Origin of the sequence: Streptomyces sp. B1I3, from assembly GCF_030816615.1 — a bacterium.
In the GTDB taxonomy this organism is placed as follows: Bacteria; Actinomycetota; Actinomycetes; order Streptomycetales; family Streptomycetaceae; genus Streptomyces.
Map to the genome: position 1 here is coordinate 7304888 of NZ_JAUSYD010000001.1, position 22579 is coordinate 7327466.

Genomic DNA, 22579 nt, shown 5'->3' on the forward strand with positions numbered 1-22579 from the left:
GGGCTCACGTCATCTCTGGTCCTCGGCTGGCGAGTGCGGCCCAGATGGTGTCCGGGCGCAGCGGCAGGGTGGTGAAGCGGATGCCGGTGGCGTCGTGCAGGGCGTTGGCCAGGGCGGGGGCCACCGGACTGATGGTGAACTCGGCGAGAGGCTTGGCTGCCGCCGGACTGTGCCCGTCGGAGCGGAAGACGAAAGCGATGCGTGTGCGGGGGACGTCGGCCAGCTGGGGAATGGGGTAGTCGCGCAGGGTGGTCACCACGGGACGCGCGTCGGCATCGAGAGGCAGATCCTCGAGGAGGGTGGTGCCGATGCCCTGGGCGAGGCCGCCTTCGATCTGGCCGCGACTTTGCGCGGCGTTGAGGACGGTGCCGGCGTCGGCGGCATGGGCGCTGTCGAGGATGCGCGTCTCGCCGGTGCGGGGGTCGACGGCGAGACGGAAGTACTGGGCGTTGAAAGCGGCCGGCCCGGAGGAGCCGTTGGCCTCGCCGCTCGCGTTCAGTTCACGGCCGGCCGAGCAGGCTTCGGCGGCCAGTTCGTGCAGCGGCAGCTGCCGGTTGCCCGGGGCCAGAACGGCGTGAGCCGTCAGACGGCAGTCCGTGGCGGCTACGCCGGTACGGTCGCCGGCCGCGGCAAGGATCGCGCTCCGCAGGGCGTGGGCGGCGCGGCGTACGGCGTGGGCAGCGACTGTGGTGGCGGTGGAGGCGAAGACGCCGGTGTCGTGGTCGACCAGGTCGGTGTCGGCCTGGCGTACCCGCACGGCGGTCGGCTCGGTGTGCAGGACTTCGGCGACGATCTGGCGGTGCACGGTGGTGGCGCCGCTGCCGAACTCCGGGCCCCCGATGTCCAATTCGTAGTGGCCGTCAACGCTCAGGCGCAGCCGGGCCTGGGCCAGATGGCTGCCCGTGGGCACAGTGGGTTGCATGGCGACGGCCATGCCCTCACCCGTCAGCCAGCCCTCCGGCGGGCGTACGGCCGGCCGGTCGGGGTGGTGCCGCAGCGTATCCAGCAGGTCCAGGCAGGCGGTGAGGCCGCCGTCGGCGCGGGCGAGGACGGTGCCGTTCAGCGCGGTGATGTCCTCACCTGCGGGGACGGCGTTCTGCCGGCGCAAGGCCGGCGGGGCGATACCGAGCCGGCGGGCGAGTTCATCAAGGGCCGATTCCATGGCGAAGGTGACCTGCGCGCGTCCGTAGCCGCGAAAAGCCCCCGACGGCACGGTGTGGGTGTAGACGGCGTACCCGTCAACGGCCACCGCACCCCACCGGTACATCCCCGTCACGTCCTGGCAGGCGCGTTCCAGGACAGTGGGGGAGTGGTTGCCGTACGCCCCGGCGTCGCAGACGATCCGCAGCTTCAGGCCGCTCAGGGTGCCGTCCCGGCTGGCCGCGGCCTGAAGGTGGATGTCGAAGGGGTGGCGGGTGGTGGCGGCGAACTCCTCACTGCGGGTGTATTCCAGTCGCACCGGGCGGCGCAGTTGCCAGGCGGCCAGCGCGACGATGTCCTCGCACAGCAGTTCCTGCTTGCCACCGAAGCCACCTCCTACCCGCCCGGCCACCACCCGCACCTGCCGCAGCGGCAGGTTCAGCACACGGCACAACGCCCTGCGCACCAGGTGCGGAGTCTGGGTGGCGGTGCGCACCGTCAGCCGGCCCGCCTCGTCGAGCCATGCCAGGGCCGCATGGGTCTCCAGTGCGGCATGCTGCACCCGCTGAGTGCGGAACGTCCCTTCGTAGACGCAGTCCGCCCGCGCGAACGCCCCGTTCACGTCGCCGCTCAACCGGTGGACCTCGTGCACGACGTTGCCGTCCGGATGGACGCGCGACGCCTTCTCGGTCAACGCGGCATGTGGATCCGTGACCGCGGGCAGCACCTCGTAATCGACGCGCAACCGCCGGCAGCCCTCCTCGGCAGCCGCCTCCGTCTCGGCGACGACGGCGGCGACGCGCTGACCGGCGTAGCGGACCACGTCATCGAGGACGCGGGTGTCGAAGGGTTCGTCGTCGGCCTGTTCGTGCATGCCGGTGGAGAACCGCACGCCAGGCACATCGTGATGCGTGAGCACCAGGCACACACCGGGAACGTCCAAGGCGCCGGTGGTGTCGATGGCGGTAATGCGGGCGTGAGCGTGCGGGGAGCGCAACAGCTTCAAATGGAGCACACCCGGCAGGTCGGCGTCGAGGGTGTAGCGGGCCGCACCGGTGACCACCGCCGGCCCGGCCGGGTCCTGTTCGCTGTGGCCGAACACCGCCTCACCGCACGGCTCCCCCGTGACGGGGCTTGTGCTACCGCTGCTGTCGGCTGGGGCGCGGATGGCGTCGACGATGGCGCGGTAGCCAGTGCAGCGGCACAGGTTCCCCCGCAACGCTTCCGGCAGGTCCTGGCTCTGCTCGGGTGTCAGGGCGGCCGCGGTCATCACCATGCCCGGCGTGCAGAACCCGCACTGGAACCCGCAGGCGTCGAGGAAGGCCTGCTGCACCGGATGCAGTTCCTCACCGGTGGCCAGCCCTTCGATGGTGGTGACCTCCCGGCCGTAGGCGCGCAAGGCCGGATACAGACAGGAATGGACCGGCTGGCCGTCGACGTGCACGGTGCACGCCCCGCAGTCCCCGGCGTCGCAGCCCTTTTTCACCCCGTACCAACCGCCCGCCCGCAGGTAGGTCCGCAGGCACTGGCCAGCGGCCGGCCGGCGGGTCTGAACGCGGCCGTTGACGGTGATCTCGTACGTCATACCCGCTCCTCGTCGGCGAGCTCGGTGCGCAGTTCCTCGGCGAGCAGCAAAGTCATATGGCGCCGCCAGGCCGGATGACCGTGCACATCGTCCACCCAGCCGACTGGGTCGACAGCCTGCTCCAGGGCCTCCCGCAAGGCCTGCGCGGCCGGCGGCCGGTCGAACGACACCACCACCGGCCGCGTGGTCGAACCAGTGACCGTCACCCGCCATGTCCCGTCCCCGGGATCGACGGTGGCGACCAGCAGAGCGGCCGACCGGCCCTGGGGGCGCAGCGACGCCCGCCGCACCGCCGCCCGTCGGCGCAGCGCCCGGGCGGGTAGCAGCACCGACCGCAGCAGCTCTCCCTCCGCCAGCGCGGTACGCCCGGCGCCGGTGACGAATCGTGCCACGGGCATCCGCCGTACACCGCCGTCCTGCGCCAGCAGCACGCACTCGCCCTCCAGCGCCGCGGTGAGAGCGATCAGAGGAGCGGCCGGCAGCGCCAGGCAGATGTTGCCGCCCAGGGTGGCGGTGTTCCAGACCTTGAAGGAGGAGGAGAACGCACGGCAGCACGGCCCGAACAGCGCCACAGCCGCCGGCCACGCCATCCGCCCGGGCGGGACGAAGGCGTGCAGCTGAGTGACAGTGCAGGTCGCGGCAATCTCCAGCCCACCGGACGTGACCCGCAGCGCTTCCCAGCCCATACGTTCGAGGTCCAGCAGCCTACGGAGCAGGGGCTGCGGTTCGGAGAACAGGTACGTCCCTCCGGCCAGCCAGGCGTCCCCCGCCTGCCACCGCGGCGAGCGCCGCGCGTCGCACACCTCCCGCACAGTCGTCAGGTCCACCGCGTCACACTCCCCGGATCGGCGCGGACCCGCCCGTCGTGCACGGGCCGGGCCGGTTGTGCTCTGCCCGGCCTCAACGAGCGGATGCCGCAAATGTCACCGAAGCCGCTCGTTCGGGGAGGCCGCGGAAGGTGATGCCGACCGGCCGAGTGCTGCCGAGAGCGCTGGAGGATGGTCTGCCAGGGGTTCGCGAACGCCCGGCAAACTGGACGACTGCGGGCTGCCCAGGCCTCAAGAGGCGGCCCGGTCACCGGAGTACCGATATGGGCCGGGCCGCATGGCGGCGACGCTAGCCAACAGGGAGGCAGCCCGCTGGGCGAGATCGCGAGCCGGGGGAGCTCGGCGGCGGCTCAGGATGCAGCCGCTCCGCCTGCAAGGGACTGTCGAGTGCGCGGTCGTGCCAGCTCGGACGCCGCGCCAAGGTCAGCAAAGGCGCGCTGGTCGGGCTGGAGAAGGCCCAGGGCAACCCGAACTCCGCCACACTGGTCCGGTTCGCCGACACCCTCGGCGACTCGGTTTCCGCTCTGACGGAAGGACGGCCCCAGGAGCGCGTCAGGGTCGTGTCCGCCGACACCGTCATGCCGCTGTGGAAGGGTGAGCTCGGCAGCGAGTCCCGGCTTATGCTGACGACCGCGGGCCCGGCGCCCACCGAGGTCTGGCGTTGGCACCTGGAACCCGGCGAGGAGTACCCCGGCCATCCTCGCCAGGGCAGAGTCGTCGAAACCCTCAGCGTCACCGCAGGCCAGATGGTCCTGATGGCCACCTTTGACGGCGATGCCCCTCACACCTACCGGGGCGCCGGTGACGGTACCTGCCACCTGATCAGGACCCTCCACCTGCCGCCCGCTCCCGCGGCCTGACCCGCGTACGGGGCGAAGCCGGCACGGACTACCCGGTGACCATGATCGGTGACCGCCGGAGGCGGGGAACTCAGGCAACCGACGTCCTGAAAGGATCGGTGGGGATGATCTGTGCCTCGTCGAAGAGCTGCTCCAACGCCTCGTGCCCGTGACGCCTGCGGAACTCGATCTCGGCTGTCGTCACGGGCAGGGTCCACAGGATGCGGGCGTGGCCCCCGGGAACAGGACAGTGTTCAAGGTCTGGTCCGTGGAGATAGGGCAGGCTGACCAGCAGGTGATCGCAGGTCGACCCCGGCACCCACGGTTCACCGATGGCATGCTGTGTTCCAGGTCGAGCTGATGTCCTCCGCAGTGGTAGTAGGCGATCATCGCCATGAGCTCGATGAACCGCTGGTCGCTGACGTGGGCGGTCATGACGAACTCAAGGCCGTGACCGTCCTTCTCCATCGCAGCCCAGCACCCGGCGGTCACATAGGCCCAGCTGTCGCTGCGGGGACCGGGCCCCACAACGAGAACTCGCAGATCGGGCGCCACCTCTCGCCGTTCCGGCCCGAGGTCGTAGCCGACCGCCTCCACGGAGTGCCCTTCGAAGAACGCCCGGACATGTGACTCAACGGCCTCCGTGGCCAACACCCTCGCATCACTCACCGCCCGATCATCCCACCGCGAGCGACCGCCCCTGACGGCTCGCCCGCCGTCATGGGCTGCCGACGTCAGCTACGAATACGCGACACCTCAACATGCGAACTCACCAGTCCCGGGACCGGTCTTACGGTTCGCCGCTATTGGCCCGAGCATTGCCGAGGCCTGCGATCACCAGCTGTGCTCGTCCGGTTCGACTTGACCTACGATGACGCGGTGAAGTTCGTGATGGTGCCGGGTGGCTGGCAAGGTGGATGGGTGTTCGACTCGGTGGCTGCTGAGCTGCACCGAGACGGTCACCACGTCGAGGCGGTGACCCTGTCCGGGTTGGAGTCGGACGGCCCAGCAGATGTGGACCGTCCACCGAACCTGGACACCCATATTGACCAGGTATCCGAGATCATTTGACCGTGGTGACGGAACGCCTGTCGCGCTGTGTGGGCACAGCTACGGCGGGATGGTGATCGCCGGTGTCGCGGATCGGCTCAGCGACCGCCTCGATCAGCTCGTCTTCATCGACGCCTACGTCCCGGACGACGGGGATTCGTGTTGGTCTTTGACCAGCGACAGCTACCGGGAGCTGTTCATAGCTGGTGCCCGCACCGACGGTCGATGGGTCGCAGTCCCCGAAGGACTCGACCCTCGCGCGCGACCGCACCCACTGGCGAGCTTCGTCCAGTCGATCAGGCTCGGAGGCACCCTCAGCCGCGCGCTCGGCCGGACGTTCATCAGTCGTGGCGCATGGCCGGGTAGCCCGTTCGTGACCCTGACCGAACGGTTGCGCAACGACTCAGGCTGGCGGGTTCACGAGATCCCCGTCGGCCACAACATCGCCCGCCGCGACCCGTAGCCTTCTTCGCCGCGTCCATCGCCGCGTCCATCACCTACGTCGGGGACACTGTCCCTGCGGCGGTCCGGCAACGACCGCTGAGTGAGCTGATGACCGCGTTCGCCCTGGGCACCGCTGTCGCCACCGTGGTCGCCGGAGTCCTGGCCCACTATGCGAACTGGCGCCTGGTGTTCGCCCTCCCCGGTCTGCTGGCCGTGTATCTGGTCGTCGCCCTGCGCAGGCTGCCGGAGCCCCCCGCCCGGCGGCAGGTTCACTGCTCGCCCCGATCCGCGTGGTCCTGCGTTCACGGTGGCAGTGGTACGTGATGGCCGTCGCGAGGCTGGAGGGCGCCGTCCGTTGACTTCTGGGAACTCTTCGCCGAGGCCGCTCACCAGATGATGCTCGACCGCAGCCGGCGTTGGTGCGTGTGGCGGGGCTGGGAAGTTCGACACGGCACCGTCCGGGCGACCTGAACCTTGTGGGTGCTGAGGAAGGCCGACGCCGGACTGCCTTTGCCGCAGACGGGCGGCTCCGGCCGATGTGGGACATTGGCAACCGCACCGCTGGCGGGGAGCGAGAAGTGAACATCGCCCGGTTGTGGGTGCAGTATGCGCAGGAGCTCGGTCCGGGAGAGACCGCCGATGTTCGGCTGGTCCCTCTGAGCCCCGAGCAGTGGAGGCACCTGAAGTGCGGCGATGTGATCACCATGTACGAAGCCCGACCTGTTTCCGGAACGGCCACCGTGATCGAGGTCCTGCCGCCGCGCCTGAGCTCATCTCGCGTCAGGCGGGCTCCGGCTGCGACCAGGTGGTCCTCGAAAACTGTCCGAGCTCAGATGGCGGGACCAGTTCGCATCGTTGCGATGTCGGTTGCTGCGGAGCCAGCTACGTCTGGACTCGGCGGCATAGGCAACGGCACACACGCACCCCCGGCCCCAGCATTGGCCACGACAAACCAACCCCAGCCCCACCGGATGCAGCAACACATCCCTCGTGTGGGTGAACCCGCCGACGTGCCGCCACAGTAGGGAAGTGCTCTGGGCTGACTATGGAAGTCACCAACCCGAGGAGCGTTCATGGGACTGCCCATCATTGGCGGTGTGGTCGACAGCGTGATCGGCATTCTAAATGGCACCGTGGCAGGCATCGCGCCTCAGCTCCTGGCCCTCGCGCGCGGCCTGGGCGTGCCGGTGTGAGTGACGTAGGGCCTACCGTGACGGCTCGACTCATTGAGCGGACAGAGGGCCGACTCACCTGCGGCACTTTGCCCGCCGGATGAATGCCGAAGTCTTCACCCCTCCGCAAGACCCGATAACGACTGCGGCCCCTGCCGGATCCGGCAGGGGCCGCAGTCGTTTGCTGCTGTGGTCAGGGCTGCAACACGCCTGTGTTGCAGCCCGATGTTGCATCACCGATATTAGTGCGCTGCCCCGTGAGCTGTCCTTAGTTTCGTGGCGTGTCCTCGGACGTGACTCGAAGCCGGAGGGCGATTCGGGCTCTGGCGCCTGGGAGGCCCGCAACGCCAAATCGGGCTCCGGTGAGGACGTCGAGGCCACAGCCGACGCCGCGACCGGTGTGACGAAGACCGGTGGCAAGGTTCCGTTCCGTAAGACGGAGGACCTGGCCATCGACGCCAGGGACGCCGCGCCTGACGAGCAATCCGGCAGGATCGACATCACCATGATCAACCGGGTCTCGGCCACTTGCTCGGCGACAGGCTTCGCGGGCGTCGACAGGCTTCGCGGGCGTCGACATCAAGGACGCCGACAACACCTCGAGTCCCATCGAGCGCGGCCCCGCACAGCCGCGTACCGGCAGTGGATCGGCACTGCGTCCTATAGTGCCGATCCACCGCACGAAAGGAGGCCGGAGCGAAATCGTGAGCCGGGGTCACCGGGTGGCGAGAACTCCACCGTCGACAGGGATTACGGCTCCGGTGATGTAGCTGCTGGCCGGGCTCATGAGGAATACAGCGATGCCTGCCATGTCTTCCGGGCGGCCGATACGCCGCAGGGGGATCTGTTCCGCGATGGCATCGGCGCCGAAGCTGAGGATGCCAGCGGTCATCTTCGACTCGAACAGGCCGGGAGCGATGGCATTGACGAGGACATCGGGAGCGAGGGTTCCCGCGAGCTGCTGGGTGAGTATGTGGACAGCGGCTTTGCTGGCGCTGTACGAGAAGTTGTTATAGCCGGGGGCGGGGGCACGCAGGCCGTCGACGCTACCGGTGTTGATCACACGGGCGGGATCGTCCGGCGTTGATGCTGCCTTCAGTAGCGGCAGCAGGGCCTGGGTGAGGGCGAAGACCCCCTTGACGTTGACAGACAGGACCTTGTCCCAGGCCGAGTCGGGGAACTGCTCCAGCGGGGCGCCCCAATTGGCGCCGGCGTTGTTGAACAGCGCGTGCACGCGGGTCTCGCGTTCACCCACGTATGAGGCCAGGCTTTCGACACCGGGGGCGGTGCCGAGGTCGGCGGGCACGGCGTGGATCTCGCCGAGCGGGCTCAGCTCATCGACGGCCGCCGTGAGGTCGGCTTCCTTGCGGCTGGAGATGTAGACCTTGGCTTCGGCTTCGAGGAGTCCTCGGGTGATCATTTTGCCGATACCGCGGCCGCCTCCGGTGACAACGGCGACCTTGCCCGTAAGGGAGGGAGTGTGCGTACTCATGTGAGGCTCCGGGGGGAGGTAGGGCTCCGACGTGGCCCGGCAGGGGATGGTGTCCCTGCCCGACCTGGCGCGGAGCTGTATGAGGGGAGCACTGCGCACAGGGCAGCGTGATGGCGCCTACTGGATGCGGCGGCCGGAGAGTGCGCGGCCAATGGCCAGGCGCTGGATCTCGCTGGTGCCTTCGTAGATGGTGAAGATCTTGGCGTCGCGGGCCCAGCGTTCGACGGGGTAGTCGCGGGTATAGCCGTTGCCGCCGAGGATCTGCAGCGCGCGCTCGGTCGAGCGCACGGCGACCTCGCTGGCCTTCAGCTTGGCCATACTGCCCTCAGCGCGCGTGAAGGGCTTGCCACGCCTCATCATGTGGCTGGCACGCCAGACGAGGAGGCGGGCGGCGTCGATCTCCGTCGCCATGTCGGCCAGGGTGAAGGCGATCGCCTGGTTGTCGATGATCGGCCGCCCGAACTGCTCACGAATGCCGGCGTACTCCAGGGCGCACTCGTAAGCGGCGCGGGCCACACCGACGGCCATCGCGCCGATGCCGGGCCGGGTGATCTCGAAGGTGGCCATAGCCGCAGGAACGCGGACCCGGGACCCTTCGCGGGCTGCCGCCAGACGCTGGTCGAGCGCGTCCTTGCCGCCGAGAACCAGGTCCGCGGGGATGCGTACGTCGTCGAGGACGACCTCGGCGGTATGGGAGGCGCGCAGGCCGTGCTTGGAGAACTTCTGGCCCTGGCTGAGACCGCGGGTGCCGGGTGGAATGAGGAACAAGGCGTGCCCGCGGGCGCCAAGGGCGGCGTCAGTGACGGCGTTGACGACGTGGATGCTCGCGATGCCGCCGTTGGTAGCCCAGGTCTTGGTGCCGTTGAGCACCCATTCCCTGGTGGCTTCGTCGTAGCGGGCGTGGGTGCGGATGGCAGCGGCGTCGCTGCCGGCGTTCGGCTCGCTGGCGCACAGGGCCGCGACTGCCAGATCGCCGGGGGTGCCGAAGAAGCTGGGCAGCCAGGTGTCGATCTGCTCCTCGGTGGCGGCGCCGAACAGGGCCGCGGCGGGCAGGAAGGTGCCCAGCAAGGCCTGGCCCATTCCGCCATCGCCCCAGAAGATCTCCTCAGCGACCACGGGCTGCAACAGCCCGGTGGGGTCGGCTAGCAACTGAAGAGCGAACTCGGGCGTGTACAGGCCGATTTTGGCGGCTTCCTCGATCATGGCCCACGGCATCTCCTCGCGCTCGTCATACTCGGCGGCGACCGGCCGCACGTACTTCTCCGCGAAGCCGTGGGCCCACTCACGGGCATCGGCGATGTCGGACGGAAGATCGAACAGGTTTGCGGTGGTCACAGCAAGTCTCCTGAGGATGTCGTTCGGGCTGGTCAGCGGCCGGTGAAGGCGGCGTCGCGGCGCTCGATGAAGGATTGGATGCCTTCGGCGCCATCAGCGGTGGCGAAGAGGCGGGCGATGTCGGGGCGCAGCCGCTCAATCGCGGCCCTCTCACCGGATTCGCGCGCCAGGTGGGCGGAACTGAAGACGGTCCTGACTCCCAGTGGAGCCGATTTTTCGGCGATGACCCGGGCGATCCGGGTGGCGCGCTCGAGCGAGGCCGGTCCGTCGTCGGCAAGTTCTTGCACCAGACCGATGCGGTGGGCCTCAGCGGCGTCGAACTCCTCGCCGGTGAGGATCCAGCGCATGGCGTTACCCCAGCCGGCCTGCTGGGGGAAGCGGAAGGTGGCGCCTCCGAAGGGGTAGATGCCGCGGCGGATCTCGTACTGGGCGAACCGTGCGTCCCGGGCGGCCACTCGGATGTCGGCGGCGAGCAGCAGCTCGATCCCGAGGGTCATCACCCAGCCCTGTGCGGCAGCGACGACCGGCTTGGTCCAGGGTCCGTCCAGTCGCCAGGGGTCACGGCTGCCCTCTGGGGCGTCGAACTTCCCCGAGGCCAGTTCCGTGCCGACATCGAGCATGTCCAGGCCGCCGGTGAAGTGGTCGCCGTGCGCGAACAGCACTCCGCACCGCAGGTCGTCGTCGGACTCCAGCAGGCCGTAGGCGGCCGCCAATTTGGTGAGCATGTGCCGGGTGAACGCATTGCGTTTGGCGGGGCGGTTCAGGCCCATCAGCAGGACGTGCCCGTCCCGCTCGACGGTGACTTCGGCAGCGTCCTCAGATGTGGACATCATCAGCCCTCCTCGTTAGTTGCATGATGAGACTTACTGGACGGTAGCTTTCTGCGGCGGTCGACACAAGTGCATCTCAAGATGAGACTGATAAGGTGGAAGGTATGAGACGAACCTCGTTCGATGGCTGGCCCTGCTCCATCGCCCGCACCGTGGACATCCTCGGCGACGGCTGGACGCTGCTCGTGCTGCGCGAGGTCTTCTACGGCGAGTCCCGCTTTGACGGATTCATCGACTCACTCGGCATCGCCCGCAACACCCTCTCCGACCGCCTGCGACGCCTGGAAGGGATGGAAATGCTCCAGCGCCGCGCCTACCAGACAGAACCCGTCCGCCACGAGTACCTACTCACGGACAAGGGACGTGACTTCTTCGGCGTGCTGGCTGCGATGAACGCCTGGGGTGACCGCTGGCAGACCGGCGAGGAGGGCATTCCGGTGATCATGCACCACACGGCCTGCGGCCATGACACCCAGGCCACGGTGGTCTGCTCCTCCTGCAGCGCGCCCCTGCATCACTACGACGTGGCCGTGCGCACCGGGCCCGGCTACCCGGACCGGCTGCTCGACAACCCCGCAGTGCGCGCGCGCTTCAACGCCGACACGAACACGGGCGTTTCCCCTTGATCGTGGACACCCACTTCGTATCGTGCTCGCCCTTCGGTGTCCCGGTCGCCCGACTGGAGGCCGGATGCGCCGCCCTCCGCTCCGTTCGGGGTGAGGAGGGCAGCTGAGTACGGCTGCGATGCGGTGTCGCCGAATCCTGCCTAGCGTGGCCTGGTGGCTGTTGCCCCACAACCAGGCCATCGCTCCCTCGGGGCGATGCAGGAGCCGCATGTGCCGCCGTTGAAGCAGGAAGGTGACCGTCATGGTTGAGCAGTCGCAGAAGGACCCCAACGAACCCGGGGTCGACGACGCAGTGGGCGATATCGGCAGACGTGTCGCCGCGCGCCGTGAGCACCTCGGACTGACCAGAGCGGAGCTCGCGCTCCGCACCGGCTCAGCGCCCGGATACATCGAATATGTGGAGACCAAGCCTGGTGTTCATGGGATGAGCTTCATGCTGCGCTTGGCCAACGCGCTCGAGACGACGGTGGACGAAATCACGGGTGGCACAGTCGACCTGCCTCCTGGTGTCGGCCGAGCGGCCTATCACCCCGAGTTGGTGGAAATCGGTCAGGAGGAATGCTGGAAGCTGCTCGGCAGTCACGGAGTGGGCCGGGTAGTCGTCAGCGACGCGCAGCGGGGACCAGCCGTTTTTCCGGTCAACTACATCTCCACCGAGGGCCAGATCGCCTACAGGACCTCGGTGGACTCCGGTCCGGTGGACGCGGCCGGGCACGAGACCGCCTTCGAGGTGGATCACATCGACGACGCCTTCAGCCGGGGATGGAGCGTGCTGGTCGTGGGGCAAGCGCGCACTGTCACCGAGCCCGAGGTGGTCCAGCGGCTTGTTGCCCCGCACAGCTCTACTCTGCCCTGGGCCGGCGGGCGGCGGGATCTGTGGGTCGTGGTGACACCCAGCAGGGTGACCGGACGCCGCATCGTTGTTCGCGATAGATGACACCGTTCACCCACGTCCGCCCGGCTGCCACTGCCTCGGTGGGGCGAGGGGCCCTCGACGACGTACCAGGAACTCGCATCGCCCTCCCACCGGATGCCGCAGCGGCCAGTGGGCTGCCTACCCAGCAACTGAGAAGACCCCTCTCCTTCGGTGCCGGCTCAGGGCCTGTCGGGGCCGTGTTCATGTGGCGGGGCGGAGGCTGCGGATCCAGATGGCGCCGTAGTCGGCCAGGCTGGTCAACTGGGTGCTCAGCCCACGAGTCAGTGGAACCAGGCGACAAGGCGTACGTTCTCGGCTCCGTGGACTTCGCTGAGGGTGCGCATGACGCTCCGGACCCTGCCCCAGCCGGTGTCGGTCCCTGCGGCTGAGGCACGGGTCCGTGTACCTGAGGCGTCGGTCTCGTGCCAGTCCGTGGTGTCCAGCTCGGTCCAGGTCAGCCAGGTGGTCCCGTGCACATGGTGGGGGCCGCCGTAGCCGGCGAACTCACCTCGCAGCCGACACGAGGCGTCCTCCGGGAAGCCTCGATCTTCCACCAGGGGACGGAATCCGAAGGAGTTCCGGATTCCGAACAGGCAGGCCAACCCGTCGTAGGCGTTGCCCCTGTTGAGGAGGAAGAGATCGATGCCGGCCTCCCGCACAGAGTCCTCGTCATCGGATCCCCGTAGGCGGGCCCCGGCCGGCACTCGATCATTCCGCTGACGTCGGTCGACACAAAGAGATCCTGCCTGCGCGGGCCAGGTGCCGGCATCTCGTTTTCTCGTGCGTGCGTGGCCAACTACAACGCTCAGTCACAGCTGGTGTGACTGAGCATCCGAACTGGCGGATGAGCGCCGGACCTGGCGAGGCAAGCATCAGAGTCGGCGTGCAGTGGCTGCCGACGAGGCCGCGACCCCCGATTGAACCCCTAGCGCGGGACGTCGACGGGAGGGTCGATCAAAGCCCTGGCTTCGGCCGCGTCAACACCGGCGCCGGCTTCTTGGCCTTCCGGATGACGTGCCGGGGCCCATTCTGGGCAGGCGGGACAGCGAGGTACTGCGGACCGGGCCCCGGAGTGGAAAGAGGCGTTTTCGTGTTCGAGGAGTTCGCTACCAGGACGGTGCGCACCGGTGAAGCGTCCGTCTTCGTTCGGTACGGGGGCGAGGGCCCGCCTCTCCTGTTGCTGCACGGCCACCCGCGCACGTCGGCGACCTGGCATCGGGTCGCGCCCGTCCTAGTGCGGCGCGGCTTCACCGTCGTCTGCCCCGACCTGCGCGGTTACGGGCGCTCCCGCGGCCCGGCGCCCGCTTCTGATCATGTCCCGCACTCCAAGCGTGCCGTGGCCGAGGACATGGTCGAGGTCATGCAGGCGTTCGGGCACCAGCGCTTCGGGCTCGTCGGCCACGACCGCGGGGTCGCCGTGGCGCTCCGGCTGGTGCTGGACCACCCCTCCGCGGTGACCCGGGTGGCGTTCCTGGACGGCTTGCCTCTGAGCGAGCACCTGGCCCGCGCCGACGCCCGGTTCGCCACCGCGTGGTGGCACTGGTTCTTCTTCGCCCAGCCGGAGATCCCCGAACGCGTCATCAACGCCGACCCCGACGCCTGGTACTGCGGCGACCCCGAGGCCATGGGGCAGGAAAATCACGACGAGTGGCGGGCCGCCACCAGGAATCCGGACGTCGTCCGCGCCATGCTGGAGGACTACCGTGCCGGGCTCACCGTGGACCGCCAACACGAGGAGGCGGACCGAGCCCGGGGCGCACGGATCGACTGCCCCATCCTGGTTCTGTGGTCGCTGAGGGACGACCTGGAGGACCTGTACGGCGACCCGCGCACCATCTGGCGCGACTGGGCCGACGACGTCCGGGGCCACGGCATCGACGCCGGCCATCACGTGGCCGAGGAAGCCCCCGGCCCGCTCTCCGCCGCCCTGGGCGACTTCTTCACCCACTGACCACCTCGGGCCGCCGCCGAAACGGCACGCATCCCTCACAGCCGAGGAACTGTCCGAGGAGCTTCATGGTCGACGGTTGCCTCTGAGCACCGTAGATGACCGGTGAGCGTTCTAGTTGGCCGGGTGGGGATCGAGGAGCGGGCCGGGCCGTAGGGCAGAATCATTCCGTGACGTCCATGGGGGTTCTGGCCGAGCTGGAAGCCGGCATGGCAGAGCTGTCCACGCCGATGCGGGTGTACGTGGCGGCCGGGCGGTTCACCGAGCCGGAACCCGACCTGCCAGAGCTGGCAGTCCGGATCTGCGCGCTGCTGGCCGCGGTCGCGGCGGACGATGCCTGGCGGCGCTTCCTGCCCGGGTACACCCCGCCGTCCGTCCCGGAGATCTGCGCTCGCTCTGCCGCCGGGTTGAGGCGGTCCGGGCCATCGGGGCGAAGTACCAGTTCGACGTCGTCGGCGGCCGACTTCGGCACCGCAGCGGCGACGAGGACCTGGCCCTGCGGGTCCGGGCGGGCGTCGGCTCAGTGCCGGTACCCGGCGGCTCCTGCCACGAGATGAACAACGTCCGGGCTGCCGGGCACGGCTGCCCGGTCTGCTACGCAGATCCGGCTGGGGCTTCCGGTGGGCGGCGTCTACCCGAAGGTGCCGGACGGCCGGATCGCCGTCGTCAGCCGATATGCCTTGCAATCCAGCGCTGATGTACGGCAGTTGGGATAGGCATGCACCGTCTGATGGTGCGAAGTCGGATGCTGCTGCTCGATGGCCCGTTGTGACGGCGGCCGCGATGTCGTACCTGGCAGGTAGCGTCACCCGCCGTATCAAGGGCCAGAAGTGATTCACCGATGGCATGGCAGGACCGCATCGATCCCGATGCGACCGCGAAGTATCCGCGCCCAGGCACTTGACGCGAGCCGAGGGGGAGGTCTACCTCCGGCAACCGGGCGGGCCGCTTCGCGCTCCCGGCTCCCGCAGCACCGTCTCCACTCCGCCGCCGCGATTCGAGTCCAGCGCAAGGGGCCGCCCCGCGTCGGCCCGGCACCCCGGCACCCCGGTCCCCGGGGCGTGGGGGAGTCGGTGACCGCGGCTCGTTCGGCACCGACTCTCGATTGCGGGCCTTGTCGGCCGCCGTCTCACAGTGCGCTCACCGACCCGGGGGAACGGTGACGATCAGCCCTGTCCCGGTCCGCTCCATGAGGAATTCATGACCCCGCCGTCGGTGGCGGGCACGAACCCCGCGGGTGGGGCACTCGGCTCCACCGTCCGGATTCCGGACTTGGCAGAAACTTTCCATGAGGGCCGCTGCGATTCTCGTACCCGTCGATTCCGTTGACTGCAGGGCTGATAGTGCGGAAAACCGAAGGAAGGAAGTCGCTGGGCAACGAATTCCGAAGATGTATAGCTCTTGACCTGTGCAAGACATAGGGATTGCATGGCGCCGCCGGGAGCGATGGAACTACGCACTACCCGCTCGTCTGGAGGCGATACCGCTCCCGCGCTCAGACTCCGCACCTGTTGATCGGAACCCGCAGAATGACCGACACGCTCAGCGCCCCCCAGGCGCTCGCGCCCGCGACCGGACCCACGCCGCAGAAGCTCAAGCGTTCCATCGGCGTCGTGGGCGGTACCCTGCTCACGCTCTCCTGCGTCACGCCCGCCTCGACCCTCTTCGTGGTCGTACCGGATCTGTTCTCCACCCTCGGCACCTTCACCGCCCTCACCATCGCCATCGGCTCCCTCCTCTGTGTCGGAGTCGCCTTCTGCTACTCGGAGTTGGGCACCCTCATTCCGAGCGCGGGCGGTGAGTACGCCATGGTGTCGACGATGGCCGGACGGCTGGCCGGGTGGCTCGTCTTCGTCCTGTCGTTGCTCGTCGTCATGATCGTGCCTCCGGTCATCGCCATGGGAACCGCGGACTATCTCGCCCCCCTCGTTGACGTGCCCGCCCCTCTCGCGGGCGCCGGAGTCATGCTGCTCGCCACCCTCGCGGGCCTCCTCGATCTGCGCGCCAACGCGTGGATCACCGGCATCTTCCTCGTGCTCGAAGTGATCGCGGCCGGCGTGGTCGCCGTCCTCGGGTTCGCCCATGCGGAGCGCGGCCCCTCCGTGCTCGTACACGGCTCGGTCGTCCCGGAATCCGGGACGACCTCCACGGTCACGGCCATGATGGTGGTCTCCGGGCTCGCGATCGCGCTCTTCATCACCCAGGGCTTCTCGACGGCGGTCTATCTCTCCGAGGAGCTGGAGAACCCTCGCCGCAACGTGGCCCGCACCGTGCTCGCCACGCTCGCCATCTCGACGGCCGTCATTCTCGTCCCGGTCATCGCCATCACGATGGGCGCCCCCGACCTCGCTGCCCTGACATCGGGCGACCTGAACAGCATGGTCGCCGCGTGGTCCAATTCGGCCGTCGGCACCTTCGTCAGCCTCTGTGTCGCCCTCGCGATCGTCAACGCGGGCATCGTCATGGTCATCCAGAACTCACGGGTCCTGTTCGCGTCGGCCCGGGACAAGGCGTGGCCGGAGCCGGTCAACAGGGCCCTGTCCCGCCTCGGCGGCTACGGCTCGCCCTGGGTGGCGACCCTGGTCGTCGGCGTACCCGGCGCGGCACTGTGCTTCGTCAACCTCGACACTCTGTACGGCGTCACCGGTGTCTCGGTCACCGGGATGTACCTGCTCGTCGCCGTCGCCGCGCTCCTTTGCCGACGCGGCTCGCACAAGGGGACGCCGGCCTGGCGGATGCCGCTGTGGCCCGCGATCCCCGTGCTGCTCATCGCGGTGCTCGCTTACATCCTCGTCCAGCAGGAGACCGAGTACCTGCTGTGGACCGGCGGGATCACGGCGGTCGCCACCCTCTATTGGGCACTGTACCTGCGGCCTCGCAGGGAGACCCGCTGGCTGGTCAGCATTCCTGAAGACGCTCAGCTCTGAGCGATACGTTCCGCTGCGGCCGCACCGACGCCCCGGGCGGGGGTTCGGCCGCACCCCGCCCGGGGCAGTCCCGCGGCTCCCGCGGACGACCGGTAGCGCGAGGCGAGTCCGGTCGTTGTCAGCGGGAGAGCTGGGCGTGGATGGTTTTGCCGCCGGAGCTGGGGGCGATGGTCAGATGGTTGGTGAGGCGGCGGATCATGTGCCAGCCGAAGCCGCCGCTGTCGCCGCCCAGGTCGGGTTTGCGCTCGTGGGGGTGCGCCGGGTTCGAGTCGCTGACCGCGGCCGTGACCGTGTCAGGGCCGGCGGACAGTTCCAGGGTGTAGTGGCAGTGGCCGCCGCCGTGGCGTAGGGGTTGGTGACGAGTTCGGAGACCACCGGGACGAGGCTGTCCGCCATGTCCGGGCGGGGTGCCGGGGTGAGGCGGTCGGTGAAAGCGCGGGCGGCCCGGCGGGCCTGGCTGATGCCGGCCGAACTGTCGCCCCGATCCACGTTCGGTGCGGGAGGTGTCGGGGTGCTGGTGATCATCGTGCTGTTCATACGCGTACACCCCGCCTGTGATCAGTTGTGCCGCTTGTGCCGTGACGCCCCGCCTGCCCGATCCGGCGGCCCCTCACACCTCCCGATGGAGGTGCTCCGAGGCGGTTTCCCAACGATGTGGACCGCAGGACTTCGCTGTCAGTCCTCACAGGAAATCTGGCGTGGAGGAAGTAGACATGCGGGCGTTGCTGGGGTTAGTGTTTTCCCCGTAGCCAAGAGGTCGAGCAGGCCCGGCAGAGATGAACTGACGGGAAGCAGTACATGTAAGTGCAGGTCGGTGCGGTGGTGGAGTTCCGAAGCCAGGGTTTCGCAAGATGGTGACGGGACTGGCGACCGGACCGGGCGGCCCGCAGTGATCAGGGGCCGCCGTGAGCAGCGCCGCAGTGCACAAGTGCGGTCGGCAATACCAGTGGTCCCTCGGTAAAGGCGTCCGGTTGCGGCGCGCGTACCGGGAGGTTCGGCAGTGGGGTTCTAAGCCAGAGCAGATGCAGGACGGGCGACGGGGCTGGCTGCCGAAGAGTGACGCTTGACGCTTCATCAGGTCACTAGCAGGTCGGTGCGGTGGTGGAGTTCCGAAGCCAGAGTGGTTGCAGGAAGGCGACGGGACTGGCCCCGGACCGGGTGGCCCGCAGTCATCAGGGGCCGCCGTGAGCAGTGCACGCGGCAGCAGTATGTGAGAGCAGTACCTCGGTAAAAGGCGTCCGGCCGCGGCGCGCGTACCGGGAGGTTCGGCAGTGGGGTTCTAAGCCAGAGCAGATGCAGGACGGGCGACGGGGCTGGCTGCCGAAGAGTGACGCTTGACGCTTCATCAGGTCACTAGCAGGTCGGTGCGGTGGTGGAGTTCCGAAGCCAGAGTGGTTGCAGGAAGGCGACGGGACTGGCCCCGGACCGGGTGGCCCGCAGTCATCAGGGGCCGCCGTGAGCAGTGCACGCGGCAGCAGTATGTGAGAGCAGTACCTCGGTAAAAGGCGTCCGGCCGCGGCGCGCGTACCGGGAGGTTCGGCAGTGGGGTTCCAAGCCAGAGCAGATGCAGGACGGGCGACGGGGCTGGCTGCCGAAGAGTGGCGCTGTCGCAGGCCACCAGCAGTACCGCAGGACAAGTGATCGATGCAGAGGGAAAGAACGGAGGAGTTGAGCGCCATCAGGATCGCCCGGGTGAACGATATGGGCCCGGGTACCGCAGGACATCGTGAGTGAGGTGGTCTCCGGTCAAGCAACCGCGATCCCCGCAACCCCCGGACCTCTTCCCGGCAGGTATGCGGAAACACAGAGCCGGCGTAGCCGATGAAGGCCGGCTGATGGTGTAGCAGTTCCTTCGGGGCCCGGGTGCCAAGTGGCACCCGGGCCCCTCCAACGCGTGTTCCACAGGAAGGTACAGATGACAGCAGACGACTCGTTCGGCCGCCTCGACGACGACGACTACCCCGCCTACACCATGGGCCGAGCCGCCGACATGCTCAACACCACCCAAGGCTTCCTCCGCGCCATCGGCGAACACCGGCTCATCACCCCGCTCCGCTCCCCAGGCGGCCACCGACGCTACTCCCGCTACCAGCTGCGTATCGCCGCCCGCGCCCGCGAACTCGTCGACGCCGGCACCCCGATCGAGGCCGCCTGCCGCATCGTCATCCTCGAAGACCAGCTCGAGGAAGCCCAGCGCATCAACGCCGAATCCCACCGAAGCAACAAACCGGCCAGCACACCCCCCGCGGCCTGAAGCCCGGCGCGCGCAGGGACCCCGGCCGCCCGCACGCCCACCGGCCGGTGATCAAGAGCCAGCGCTCGCGCTCGCACTGCTGATGAGGGCATCCGCCGCCCGCCGGCCGCAGACGAACCGCCGTCGGCGAACTGGGAAATGCACCGCAGCCTGACGGCAGCGCTCCCCGCTGCTGGCCCTGCCAAGGACGCAATCGTCCGAGCAGATGTCCGACCGGGAGCGCCTGGCCGCGGGGATGGCGGTGTCATCACGACCACTGGTTTTGTTCACTTGCAGCGGTTCTGGCTCAGGTTCTGTGGTGCGTGCACGCTGAGTGACAGGTGAGGTTGTCTGGGCACCTTGGGAAGTTGCCTGAAAACGGCCAGTGGCTGGTGCGGTGCGGCTGACAGTTCGGGTCCGTGAAAGAACTCGTGCTCCGGTTGAAGGAACTGTTGCTGCCGTCCGTCGGCGATGTCGTGGTGCTGTCGGTGGACGTGAACATCGAGACAGTGCGTGTTGACGTGTGTTGCACTGCGGCGGGCGCCAGGTGCCCGGCGTGCGGGACATGGTCGAGTCGTGTTCACGGCCAGCGTGGCCACGAGCGGTTCGACGGACACCAGCCGATGCCGGACACCGGCTCCTGGCTCACGCTTCATGGCCCTGCCGCGAGCTTCGTGACGACGCCCCTCGACCACGGCCTGCCTCGGGCTGGCCAACTCCTCAACCAGGGACGCGAGATGCCCCAGGAGGCCCCTGTGAACACCGGATGCGCGAGAACCGTCCGACTGACCATGAGCGCCACATCCGGATCATGCCACCCACCAGCAAGAACACCTCACCCGCAATCCCGCAATCACGCACCACCTCGTTGACCAACTGAGATGTCTCGACCACGTCTGTTGCGTGCGACATACCGTCCTCTTTGGCGGGGGATCATTGTCCGTCCCGGCACACAGCGCAACGGCCGGGGAAAGTTGCTGCCGCCCGGGGAGCTGCTTGACAGCTTCGCACCCGGTCATGGGCTGTGCCGACCACGGCAGGGTCTTGGTGTGGGCCTCGTACTCCGTGTGCCCCTGTTTCCGGCCGATCTGCGTGGCACGAGGGCGACTACGACGGTCGCGGCTGTCAGCGGCGGTGTGTCGTCATGATTCTGGGCGGTGGTCTTGATACCTCGCTCACCTGTGTGCCTGGGGTGTGCATTGCGTATGCCTCTCGTGCGCTTGGTGAGGAGGACCGGGCAGGGAGAGCGACAGGGTGTTACCGAGGCCGGGAAGACTCAGAGGGGTGAGTAGGCTGCTTGAGGCGTCAGCTGTCTGGCAGTCGCTTTTCCGGGGGGGAAAATGAGACGAGGCCTATGTCCGATCAAGCCAGTGAGCCTGTTATAACACCGAGCGGGCCTTCGCCTGCGGTGTCGGCGGAGGCGGCGCGGATGGCGGCGGTGCGCCGCTATGACATTCTCGACACCCCACCCGACGGCGCCTACGACCGGGTCGCGGCGCTGGCCGCGCGTCTGTTCGACATGCCGGTGGCGACCGTGACGATCGTGGACGAGGACCGGATCTGGTTCAAGGCCGCGCACGGTCTGGACGGTGTCACCCAGATCGGCCGGGACCCCGGTCTGTGCGGTTCGGCGGTGCTCCGGGATGACACCACGGTCATCCCCGACACCCTGGCCGATCCGGTCGCCCGCTCCAACCCCCTGGTCGCCGGTCCGATGGGGGTGCGGTTTTATGCCGCTGCCCCGATCATCACCGCCGACGGGCATCGCCTGGGCACGGTCAATGTCCTGGACACCCGCCCCCGCGAGCTGGACGAGGCGGATGCCGACACCCTGGCGGATCTGGCGGCGATGGTGCGTGACCAGCTGGAGCTGCGACTGTCCGCACTGAATGCGGTGCGCGCCGAGCAGGAACGGCGCCAGGTGGAGGCGGAGGCGCGCCGGCGCGCTGAGCGGGACAAGGCGGCGATCACGGAGTTCGCTTCCACTTTGCAGCGGACTCTGGTGCCTCCTGCGCTGCCGGCGGTGCCCGGGCTGGAGCTGGCGTGTCACTACAAGACCGCTTCCCCTCAGGAAGTGGGCGGGGATTTCTACGATGTCTTTCCCGTCGGCGGAGGCCGGTGGGCGTTCTTCCTGGGTGATGTGTGCGGCAAGGGTGCCGAAGCCGCCTCGATCACCTCGCTGACCCGCTACACGCTGCGGGCCGCGGCCTTGGTCGACGCCGACCCGACGGCTGCTTTGCAGGCGCTGAACACCGCACTGCTGCTGGACGCCGCAGTCGGCACCCGTTTCTGCACCGCCGTCATCGGTATGATCGAACCGTCCGCGGACGGCAGCTTCACCGTCAAGGTCGCCACCGGCGGCCACCCTCCCGCCTACCACCTCAGCCCCATCGAGGGTGCCGGTGTGCGGGTCGAGGAGGTCCGTGCCAAGGGAGGCATGTTGGTCGGCGCGTTCGCCGAAGCCACCTTCGCCTCACGCACCCTCCATCTCGAGCCCGGACAAGGACTGCTGCTGTATACCGACGGGCTGACCGAGGCCCGCACCGCAGCCGGCGAGATGCTCACCGAAGACGGACTGGCGGCCTTCCTGGCCAAACGCCCCCGGCCCATCAGCGCCGTCGCCCTCATCGAGGACACCGTGGCACTGCTGGACACCCTGCCCGACACCGAACGCGACGACGTTGCCGTGCTGGCCCTGTCCGTTCCCACCGCCGACGCCGCACCCATGGGCATCACCGCCACCGCCCATAGCGCCGCCGCCCCCGCCGGCAACTTCGTCGGACAGGAGAACCGACGCTCATGACCGCCGCATTCCACCTCGACGTCACGCACACGCACGGCACCCGAGCAGTCATTGCCCTGACCGGTGAATTCGATGTCGCCACAGCCCCCCTCGTACGCGCCCGCGCGCTGGAGCTAATCGCAAGCGACCACCCCGACCTGATCACCGACCTGACAGGTGTCACCTTCTGCGACTCTTCCGGCCTCGGGGCTCTGGTCGGTATCTGGCGCTGCGCCAAAGACGCCGGCGGCTCGCTGATCCTGGCCGCTGTCCCCGATCGCCTGGGACGTCTGCTGCACACCACCGGAATGGACAGTCTGCTGCCCACCTACCCCAGCGTCGGTGCCGCCTTGAGCACGCACCACAACGACCGCACCACCGCCTGACCCAAGCAGAGCAGCCCTGCCCCCTTTACCGCCCAGCTAGAGCGCTG

Annotated in this window: 20 protein-coding genes and 1 pseudogene; 12 read left to right on the top strand and 9 right to left on the bottom strand. The window is 68.6% G+C overall.

Features of this window, described 5'->3' with window-relative positions; all coding sequences use genetic code 11:
* Positions 1-4: 4 nt before the first annotated feature.
* Both QFZ58_RS33180 and QFZ58_RS33185 read right to left on the bottom strand, forming a co-directional pair.
* The gene (locus tag QFZ58_RS33180; protein WP_307128559.1) at positions 5-2725 is read right to left on the bottom strand and encodes a molybdopterin-dependent oxidoreductase; all 2721 of its coding nucleotides are present in this window, start codon (positions 2723-2725) and stop codon (positions 5-7) included.
* Entirely contained in the window at positions 2722-3552 is an 831-nt protein-coding gene (locus QFZ58_RS33185) for an FAD binding domain-containing protein (RefSeq protein ID WP_307128560.1), read from the bottom strand. The genes QFZ58_RS33180 and QFZ58_RS33185 overlap by 4 nt, the downstream gene beginning before the upstream one ends.
* 401 nt (positions 3553-3953) lie before the next feature.
* On the opposite strand from QFZ58_RS33185, the pseudogene QFZ58_RS33190 reads away from it, so the two are divergent.
* Positions 3954-4412 (top strand): annotated as a pseudogene (locus QFZ58_RS33190) (XRE family transcriptional regulator); the annotation flags it as partial.
* Between the two features lie 70 nt (positions 4413-4482).
* Here the strand turns inward: QFZ58_RS33190 and QFZ58_RS33195 are convergent.
* Positions 4483-4686 carry a suppressor of fused domain protein gene (locus QFZ58_RS33195; protein ID WP_307129080.1) on the bottom strand — a complete coding sequence of 68 codons (204 nt, stop codon included), beginning with the start codon at positions 4684-4686 and terminating at the stop codon, positions 4483-4485.
* Positions 4593-5060 carry a hypothetical protein gene (locus QFZ58_RS33200; RefSeq protein WP_307129107.1) on the bottom strand — a complete coding sequence of 156 codons (468 nt, stop codon included), beginning with the start codon at positions 5058-5060 and terminating at the stop codon, positions 4593-4595. The genes QFZ58_RS33195 and QFZ58_RS33200 overlap by 94 nt, the downstream gene beginning before the upstream one ends.
* 210 nt (positions 5061-5270) lie before the next feature.
* Between QFZ58_RS33200 and QFZ58_RS33205 the strand changes: the two genes are divergently transcribed.
* From QFZ58_RS33205 to QFZ58_RS33215, 3 genes are read left to right on the top strand one after another with little or no spacing between them, the layout of a single operon-like run.
* Positions 5271-5462: a hypothetical protein gene (locus tag QFZ58_RS33205; RefSeq protein ID WP_307128561.1), complete on the top strand. Its 192-nt coding sequence runs from the start codon at positions 5271-5273 to the stop codon at positions 5460-5462.
* Positions 5404-5904: an alpha/beta fold hydrolase gene (locus QFZ58_RS33210; RefSeq protein WP_373428632.1), complete on the top strand. Its 501-nt coding sequence runs from the start codon at positions 5404-5406 to the stop codon at positions 5902-5904. The genes QFZ58_RS33205 and QFZ58_RS33210 overlap by 59 nt, the downstream gene beginning before the upstream one ends.
* Before the next feature lie 29 nt (positions 5905-5933).
* A complete protein-coding gene (locus tag QFZ58_RS33215) occupies positions 5934-6209 on the top strand; it encodes an MFS transporter (RefSeq protein WP_307129081.1) in 276 nt (91 codons plus the stop codon).
* A gap of 1563 nt (positions 6210-7772) precedes the next feature.
* Here the strand turns inward: QFZ58_RS33215 and QFZ58_RS33220 are convergent.
* The 3 genes from QFZ58_RS33220 to QFZ58_RS33230 form a co-directional block, all read right to left on the bottom strand.
* Positions 7773-8549, bottom strand: coding sequence for an SDR family oxidoreductase (locus QFZ58_RS33220; RefSeq protein ID WP_307128563.1), 777 nt, complete (start codon positions 8547-8549; stop codon positions 7773-7775).
* Positions 8550-8666: 117 nt separating this feature from the next.
* A complete protein-coding gene (locus tag QFZ58_RS33225) occupies positions 8667-9884 on the bottom strand; it encodes an acyl-CoA dehydrogenase family protein (RefSeq protein WP_373428633.1) in 1218 nt (405 codons plus the stop codon).
* 32 nt (positions 9885-9916) lie between these two features.
* Positions 9917-10717 carry a crotonase/enoyl-CoA hydratase family protein gene (locus tag QFZ58_RS33230; RefSeq protein ID WP_307128564.1) on the bottom strand — a complete coding sequence of 267 codons (801 nt, stop codon included), beginning with the start codon at positions 10715-10717 and terminating at the stop codon, positions 9917-9919.
* 101 nt (positions 10718-10818) lie between these two features.
* Here QFZ58_RS33230 and QFZ58_RS33235 point away from each other — a divergent pair, with 101 nt between their 5' ends.
* Together QFZ58_RS33235 and QFZ58_RS33240 are read left to right on the top strand one after the other, a co-directional pair.
* Positions 10819-11340 carry a helix-turn-helix domain-containing protein gene (locus QFZ58_RS33235; RefSeq protein ID WP_307128565.1) on the top strand — a complete coding sequence of 174 codons (522 nt, stop codon included), beginning with the start codon at positions 10819-10821 and terminating at the stop codon, positions 11338-11340.
* Positions 11341-11581: 241 nt separating this feature from the next.
* Positions 11582-12277: a pyridoxamine 5'-phosphate oxidase family protein gene (locus QFZ58_RS33240; protein ID WP_307128566.1), complete on the top strand. Its 696-nt coding sequence runs from the start codon at positions 11582-11584 to the stop codon at positions 12275-12277.
* A 260-nt stretch (positions 12278-12537) separates the two neighbouring features.
* On the opposite strand, the gene QFZ58_RS33245 is transcribed toward QFZ58_RS33240, so the two are convergent.
* The gene (locus QFZ58_RS33245; protein WP_307128567.1) at positions 12538-12915 is read right to left on the bottom strand and encodes a hypothetical protein; all 378 of its coding nucleotides are present in this window, start codon (positions 12913-12915) and stop codon (positions 12538-12540) included.
* 431 nt (positions 12916-13346) lie between these two features.
* On the opposite strand from QFZ58_RS33245, the gene QFZ58_RS33250 reads away from it, so the two are divergent.
* From QFZ58_RS33250 to QFZ58_RS33260, 3 genes are all read left to right on the top strand, one after another.
* Complete coding sequence (locus tag QFZ58_RS33250) at positions 13347-14207, top strand: alpha/beta fold hydrolase (protein WP_307128568.1); 861 nt, start codon at positions 13347-13349, stop codon at positions 14205-14207.
* Between the two features lie 176 nt (positions 14208-14383).
* The gene (locus QFZ58_RS33255) at positions 14384-14761 is read left to right on the top strand and encodes a hypothetical protein (protein ID WP_307129083.1); all 378 of its coding nucleotides are present in this window, start codon (positions 14384-14386) and stop codon (positions 14759-14761) included.
* A 972-nt stretch (positions 14762-15733) separates the two neighbouring features.
* A complete protein-coding gene (locus tag QFZ58_RS33260; RefSeq protein WP_307128569.1) occupies positions 15734-17131 on the top strand; it encodes an APC family permease in 1398 nt (465 codons plus the stop codon).
* Between the two features lie 118 nt (positions 17132-17249).
* On the opposite strand, the gene QFZ58_RS34615 is transcribed toward QFZ58_RS33260, so the two are convergent.
* A complete protein-coding gene (locus QFZ58_RS34615) occupies positions 17250-17678 on the bottom strand; it encodes an ATP-binding protein (RefSeq protein WP_373428634.1) in 429 nt (142 codons plus the stop codon).
* Positions 17679-19046: 1368 nt separating this feature from the next.
* On the opposite strand from QFZ58_RS34615, the gene QFZ58_RS33265 reads away from it, so the two are divergent.
* The 3 genes from QFZ58_RS33265 (at position 19047) to QFZ58_RS33280 (ending at position 22532) form a co-directional block, all read left to right on the top strand.
* A complete protein-coding gene (locus tag QFZ58_RS33265) occupies positions 19047-19385 on the top strand; it encodes a MerR family transcriptional regulator (protein ID WP_307128570.1) in 339 nt (112 codons plus the stop codon).
* A gap of 1333 nt (positions 19386-20718) precedes the next feature.
* The gene (locus QFZ58_RS33275; RefSeq protein ID WP_307128571.1) at positions 20719-22167 is read left to right on the top strand and encodes a PP2C family protein-serine/threonine phosphatase; all 1449 of its coding nucleotides are present in this window, start codon (positions 20719-20721) and stop codon (positions 22165-22167) included.
* Positions 22164-22532 carry an STAS domain-containing protein gene (locus QFZ58_RS33280; protein WP_307128573.1) on the top strand — a complete coding sequence of 123 codons (369 nt, stop codon included), beginning with the start codon at positions 22164-22166 and terminating at the stop codon, positions 22530-22532. Before QFZ58_RS33275 ends, QFZ58_RS33280 begins: the two co-directional genes overlap by 4 nt.
* The last annotated feature ends 47 nt before the right edge of the window (positions 22533-22579 follow it).

What these genes read in the sequence shown, in the direction of transcription:
- QFZ58_RS33180 (WP_307128559.1), bottom strand. Translation starts at nt 2,725, where the DNA reads ATGACGTACGAGATCACCGTCAACGGCCGCGTTCAGACCCGCCGGCCG.
- QFZ58_RS33210 (WP_373428632.1), top strand. Translation starts at nt 5,404, where the DNA reads ATGTGGACCGTCCACCGAACCTGGACACCCATATTGACCAGGTATCCG.
- QFZ58_RS33220 (WP_307128563.1), bottom strand. Translation starts at nt 8,549, where the DNA reads ATGAGTACGCACACTCCCTCCCTTACGGGCAAGGTCGCCGTTGTCACC.
- QFZ58_RS33230 (WP_307128564.1), bottom strand. Translation starts at nt 10,717, where the DNA reads ATGATGTCCACATCTGAGGACGCTGCCGAAGTCACCGTCGAGCGGGAC.
- QFZ58_RS33235 (WP_307128565.1), top strand. Translation starts at nt 10,819, where the DNA reads ATGAGACGAACCTCGTTCGATGGCTGGCCCTGCTCCATCGCCCGCACC.
- QFZ58_RS33240 (WP_307128566.1), top strand. Translation starts at nt 11,582, where the DNA reads ATGGTTGAGCAGTCGCAGAAGGACCCCAACGAACCCGGGGTCGACGAC.
- QFZ58_RS33255 (WP_307129083.1), top strand. Translation starts at nt 14,384, where the DNA reads ATGGGGGTTCTGGCCGAGCTGGAAGCCGGCATGGCAGAGCTGTCCACG.
- QFZ58_RS33260 (WP_307128569.1), top strand. Translation starts at nt 15,734, where the DNA reads ATGACCGACACGCTCAGCGCCCCCCAGGCGCTCGCGCCCGCGACCGGA.
- QFZ58_RS33265 (WP_307128570.1), top strand. Translation starts at nt 19,047, where the DNA reads ATGACAGCAGACGACTCGTTCGGCCGCCTCGACGACGACGACTACCCC.
- QFZ58_RS33275 (WP_307128571.1), top strand. Translation starts at nt 20,719, where the DNA reads ATGTCCGATCAAGCCAGTGAGCCTGTTATAACACCGAGCGGGCCTTCG.
- QFZ58_RS33280 (WP_307128573.1), top strand. Translation starts at nt 22,164, where the DNA reads ATGACCGCCGCATTCCACCTCGACGTCACGCACACGCACGGCACCCGA.